This window comes from Thermodesulfobacteriota bacterium (genome assembly GCA_040758155.1).
In the GTDB taxonomy this organism is placed as follows: domain Bacteria; phylum Desulfobacterota; class Deferrimicrobia; order Deferrimicrobiales; family Deferrimicrobiaceae; genus UBA2219.
The window spans coordinates 1-5,540 of record JBFLWB010000029.1 but is presented as its reverse complement, the minus strand read 5'-3'; the positions used below and the strand labels follow the sequence as shown (position 1 = coordinate 5,540).

At 66.5% G+C, this 5,540-nt stretch carries 5 protein-coding genes; 2 read left to right on the top strand and 3 right to left on the bottom strand.

Translation table 11 applies throughout. From position 1 onward, the window contains the following. On the top strand, positions 1–959 hold a 959-nt coding region (locus tag AB1346_01940; GenBank protein ID MEW6719192.1), incomplete at its 5' end, for an MBL fold metallo-hydrolase. On the opposite strand, the gene AB1346_01935 is transcribed toward AB1346_01940, so the two are convergent. Continuing rightward, positions 943–2,328, bottom strand: a complete 1,386-nt coding sequence (locus AB1346_01935) for an aldehyde dehydrogenase family protein (protein MEW6719191.1) — start codon at positions 2,326–2,328, stop codon at positions 943–945. The two genes, AB1346_01940 and AB1346_01935, sit on opposite strands and share 17 nt — an antisense overlap. A 108-nt stretch (positions 2,329–2,436) precedes the next feature. Between AB1346_01935 and AB1346_01930 the strand changes: the two genes are divergently transcribed. After that, positions 2,437–3,237, top strand: a complete 801-nt coding sequence (locus AB1346_01930; GenBank protein MEW6719190.1) for a UDP-2,3-diacylglucosamine diphosphatase — start codon at positions 2,437–2,439, stop codon at positions 3,235–3,237. 83 nt (positions 3,238–3,320) lie between these two features. Here AB1346_01930 and AB1346_01925 read toward each other — a convergent pair whose 3' ends face one another. Continuing rightward, positions 3,321–3,740, bottom strand: a complete 420-nt coding sequence (locus tag AB1346_01925) for a hypothetical protein (GenBank protein MEW6719189.1) — start codon at positions 3,738–3,740, stop codon at positions 3,321–3,323. 9 nt (positions 3,741–3,749) lie between these two features. Further along, a partial coding sequence (locus AB1346_01920) for an Rne/Rng family ribonuclease (GenBank protein MEW6719188.1) occupies positions 3,750–5,540 on the bottom strand: 1,791 nt, incomplete at its 5' end.

Sequence of the window (5,540 nt, the reverse complement as noted above, 5' to 3'; positions counted from 1 at the left end):
CCCTGCCGTGCATCGGGACGACGCAGGCGGCTGCCGCCTCCGCCGCGCCCTCGCTGAAAGGGGAGCACGGCGGCGGATATTACCGTTTCTCCGTCGGAGGGATCGAGGCGGTGGTGATCAGCGACGGAGGGATCGAATTCCAGCCGGTCCAGCCGACCTGGGCGCCGGAAGCCGGCAAGGAAGAGGTGGAGGCGACGCTGCGCTCCGCATTCCTCCCCACCGACCGGCTGAATCTCGAAGTGAACGTCCTGCTGCTGAAGGCGGGCGGGGAGACGATTCTCGTCGATACGGGCGCGGGCAAGCTGTTCGGCCCTGCCCTCGGAAAGCTGCGGGGACGGATGGGAGCGGCGGGGGTCAATCCCGAACAGGTGACGGGGATCGTGCTGTCCCACGCGCACGGCGACCACTATGGCGGGCTGCTGGACGACGCGGGGAAACCGGTGTACCCGAACGCAACGTATTTCGCGTCGAAGGCGGAGATCGATTACTGGACGGGGCAAAATCCGGATGTCTCCAAACTGCGCCTTCCCAAGGAGCAGATCGACCAGTTCCTCGCAAACGCCAGGAAGCACCTCGGCGCGATCAAGGAGAAGCTGACGCCGGTGGAGCCGGGGAAGAAGATCGTCGAAGGGGTCGAGGTCGTCGAGGCATACGGCCACACCCCGGGGCACATCGCGTTGCTGATCACCTCGGGGAACGAGGCGCTGCTGAACGCGGCCGACACGGCGCACCACTACGTCCTGATGTTCGCGCACCCCGAATGGACGGCGACGTTCGACTCCGACCCGCAGCAGGCGGCGAAGACGCGGCGCAGGATCCTCGACCGCGCGGCGGCCGACAGGATCCGGGTCCTCGGATACCATCTGCCTTACCCCGGGCTCGGCCATGTGAAGGCGACGAAGAAGGGCGCCTTCAAATGGGTCCCCGAACCGTGGAGCTGGCCTAAGGGCGGATCATGACCATCTTGATGGAGGTCATCTCCTCGCAGGCGAATCGCACGCCCTCGCGGCCCAGCCCCGAGAGCTTGTTCCCGCCGTAGGGCATGTGGTCGACGCGGAAGATCGAGGTGTCGTTGATCATCACCCCGCCGACGTTGATCCGGTCGACGGCGTGCAGCGCCTTGCGGATGTCGTTGGTGTAGATCCCGGCCTGCAGCCCGTACGGGGAGTCCTCGACCATCGCCACCGCGTCCTCGAACTTCTCGTACTCGTAGATCGACACCAGCGGCGCGAACGCCTCCCGGCACATCACCTTCATCTCCGCCCGGACGCCGGTCAACACGGTCGGCTGCATCATCCGCCCCTCCCGCGCGCCGCCGATCAGCACCTTCGCGCCCTCCGCGACCGCCTCCTTCACCCACGCCTCGGCGCGCTCGGCTTCCTTGATGTCGATCATCGGGCCCACGTCGCAGTCCTTGTCCAGCGGATTGCCGACCTTCAGCCGGGCGGTCTCCGCGACGAACCGCTCGGTGAACTCCTTCGCGACCGCCTTGTGGACGTAGAGCCGCTGCAGGGAGATGCACACCTGCCCCGAGTTGGCGAAAGCGCTTACAACGCAGCGGGGGACCGCGGCGGCCAGGTCGGCGTCGGGCTCGACGATCGTTCCCGAGTTGTTCCCCAGCTCCATCGTCACTTTCTTGAGACCGGCCTTCCGGACGATCTCCTCACCGACGGGGGGGGATCCCGTGAAGGAGACCTTCGCGATGCGCGGGTCGGTCGTCAACCACTCCCCCACCGTGCCGCCGGAGCCGACGAGCACGTGCAGGACGCCCGGGGGCAGCCCCGCCTCCTCGAATATGCGCGCAAGCCGGATCGCCGTAAGGGGCGTGGTGGAGGCGGGCTTGAGGACCACCGTGTTCCCCGTCGCCAGCGCCGGGCCCAGCTTGTGCGCGACCAGGTTCAGCGGGAAGTTGAACGGGGTGATGGCGGAGACCACGCCCAGCGGGCAGCGCATCCAGAATCCGACCCGCCCCTCGCCGAACGCGCTGGCGTCCATCGGCACCGTCTCCCCGTGGATCCGCTTGGCTTCCTCCGCGGAGAACCGGAAGGTCTCGACCGACCGGCCGACCTCGTTCACGGAGTATTTCCAGGCCTTCCCCGCCTCCCGGCAGATGATCGTCGCTATCTCGTCCCTCTGCTCCTCGATCAGCCGCGACGCGTTCTCCAAGATGCGGGACCGCTTGTGGGCGGGCGTCCGCGACCATTCGGGAAACGCCTCCCGCGCCGCCCGGATGGCCTCCTCCGCCGTCTCCTTCGAGGCAAGGGGCACCTCGGCGATCGTCTCTCCGGTGAACTTGTCGAGCACCGCCAACGAACCCTTTTCCGCCATGCGCCCTCCCTTCCCCTGCCGTCCGGCAATCGTCCCGCTACCGTTTCCGATGGAATGATTTTAGCGGATTCCGGCGCGCGCCACCCGGTGCTATCTTGGTAGGCACGTATGGAAAACCGCCTCCCGAACCCCCTCGACCGGGCCGTCTTCCTCGCCGACGCCCACCTGAACCAGGACGACGTCCACTGCCGCCGCTTCCTGGAGATGGCGGACCGCGCCGCCTCCGAAAAAATCCCGATGTTCCTCCTCGGGGACATGTTCGACCTCTGGTTCGGGAACCGGGGGCTGACGTTCGCCTTCCAGCGCGCGATCATCGAGCGGCTGCGGGAATTGCGGCGCGGCGGCTTCCGCATCTATTACATCGAGGGGAACCGGGACTTCTACCTGGCGAGCGAGCACGGAGGAACCACCTTCGACCTCGTCTCCGAGGCCGATCTCCAGGCGACGATCGCCGGGAAACGGGTCTTCCTCTCCCACGGCGACACCGTGAACAAGGCCGACCTCTCCTACCGTTTCTGGAAAGGGCTCTCGAAAAACCGCCTCGCCAACAAGGCGGTCGCCCTGCTCCCCCCCTCGTTCTTCCTCCCCTTGGCGGACCGGGTGGAGCGGAAGCTGAAACGATACAACCTCCGCCATAAGGAATCCTTCCCCGAGGCGGAATGCCGCGAGTACGCCCGGAAAAAGTTCGACGTCGGGATCAACATCATCGTCCTGGGGCATTTCCATCAGGAACGTCAGAACCGGGACGTTCCTGAGAACTTCCGCAGAACGGGGACAGACCTCGAGCCTCCCGGCAAGGTCTTGGCCGTGCTGCCGTCATGGAAGGAACAGTATCGTTATTTCTTCATCGCGGATGACGGCCGGTGCGGCTTCCGCGCATTCCACCCCGGCGAACCGTTGATTCCCTGATCCAGGCGCAGAACGGGGACGTTCATGAGTTCTTGCACAGTTTGGGGACAGAGCTGCAGGTCTGTCCCACTTTTGCGGGAGTTCTAAGGAACGTCCCGGTTCTGACGTTTTATCACCACCGCGAACAGGATCGCGGCGGCGGCTTCCATGAAGCCGAAGGGGAGGCCGATCCGGTCCAGGCCGTAGCCCACCGGGAGGACCGAACCGAGGAGCATCCCCGGAAGGCCGACATTCGCCAGCCAGAACTGTGCGGCGGCCAACTTTTCGGAAGTCGAATCGCCGGGCGGGGTTGCGTCCGCTCGCCCGGCGATCCAGAGGTATCCTGCCCCATAGGCGGCGAAGAGAACCCCGCCCACCAGGAGCATATGGCTGTGGAGGAACAGCAGGTTATCGTTCCCCGCCCACAGCATCAAGGCCCCGAGAAGCGCGCCCAGCGACAGGTAGACCAGCGACGCGCGCATGTAGCGCCGCGCGATGCGCCGGAGCGCGTCCCCGGGGGTCATCTCAACGTGTCAACGTGCGCCGGACCCGCTGCCGCCGGGTCCGCTTGCGCCGGATCCGGTTCCGCCGCCGGCCCCCGTCCCGCCGTTTCCGATCGCGAACGTCGACGGCGGAAGGGCCGCGTCGGACTGGAAGGTCACCCTGCCGCCGCACATCCGCTCGATGCGGGAGATCTCCTCCCGCTTCTGGTTGAGCAGCGTTTCCAGAAGGCCGGGGGAGACGCGCACGGTCAGGTCCTTCGCCCCTTCCTTCCCGTCCCGCGTCAGCTCGTCGTGCAGCCGGCGGAACAGCTTCACGACGGAAGCGTCGCGGGTGGAGACCACGCCCAAGCCCCCGCACACCTCGCATCCCTTGAGGAGGATGTCATAGAAGGAGGTCCCCATACGCTGGCGGCTGATGGCGACCAGCCCGAACTTGCCCAGCGAGGTGACGTCGCTCTTGGCCTTGTCCTTCTTCAGCCCCTCCTTGAGGATCCGCTCGACGTCCTTGTTGTGGGACTTGCTCTCCATGTCGATGAAGTCGACGACGATGAGCCCGCCGATGTCGCGCAGCCGCATCTGTCGGGTCACCTCGGCGGCCGCCTCCTTGTTGGTCCGGTAGGCGGTGTCCTCGATGTCCCGGTCCTTGGAAGAGCGGCCGGAGTTCACGTCGATGGTCCAGATCGCCTCGGTCCGGTCGATGACGATGTGGCCGCCCGAAGGGAGCGGCACCTTGCGCGCGGTCATCCGGTCCACCTGCTCCTCGAGGTTGAACCGGGCGAAGAGCGGACGCCGCTGCCGGTACAGCTTCAGCTTCGCCTTCTGCTTCGGGTAGTACACGTCGAAGAAGGCCGAGGCCTTGCGGAAGGCGGCCTCGGAGTTCATCACGACCTCGGCGACGTCCGCGGAGTAATTGTCCCGCAGCGTGCGGATGACGATGTCCTGCTCCTCGTACAGCAGCGCCGGCGCCTTGTTCTGCCGGGCGCCCTCCACCGTGCGGTCCCACAGCTTGAGCAGGTTCTGCAGGTCGGCCTTCAGGTCCTTGAGCGGCCGGGCAGCGCCCACCGTGCGCACGATGAAGCCCAGGTGCTCCGGGTAGTCGAGCTTCTCCATGTGCTTGCGGATCCGCTCCCGCTCCTTCTCCCCCGTGATCTTCTTGGAGATGCCGTACCGCTTCATCCCCAGCATCATCACCATGTATCGGCCGGCGATGCTGATGTAGGAGGTGAGGGCCGCTCCCTTGATGGTGGACTCCTCCTTCGTCACCTGGACGAGGATCTCCATGCCGGAGCGGAGCGGCGGACGCTTCTCTCCTTCGTTCCACGTGCCGAGGCGGTCCATCAGCGCGCCCGCGCAATACTCGTTCAGCGGGAGGAAGCCGTGGCGCCCGCCGCCGAACTCCACGAAGGCCGCCTCGATGGCGGGGGCGACGTTGACCACCCTCCCCTTGTAGATGTTCCCCTTGAACGCCTTTTTCCGCTGGTTCTCGACCTCGTAGTAGTCGAGGGTCCCCTCGGCGACGATCGCGACCCGGTTCTCCTCGGGGTGAAGACCGTCGATCAGCATGATCTTCCGGGGGCCCTTGCCTTCTTCTTCCTCCCCCTCGGCCTCGGCTTCCTCCTCCTCGGCCTCTTCCTTCCACGCGGGCATCTCCGGCTCCTCGACATCGGTGAGACCGGGCGCCAGGAAATCGTCCTCGGTCCCTTCGGCTTCCGCCGGGCCGGCTCCCGCCGCGGCGCCTTCCGCGGGCGGCTGCCCGCCTGCCTCGGCCGGACCGCCTCCCTTTCCCCTGCGGCGACGGCGACGGCGGCGCCGCTTCCTTCC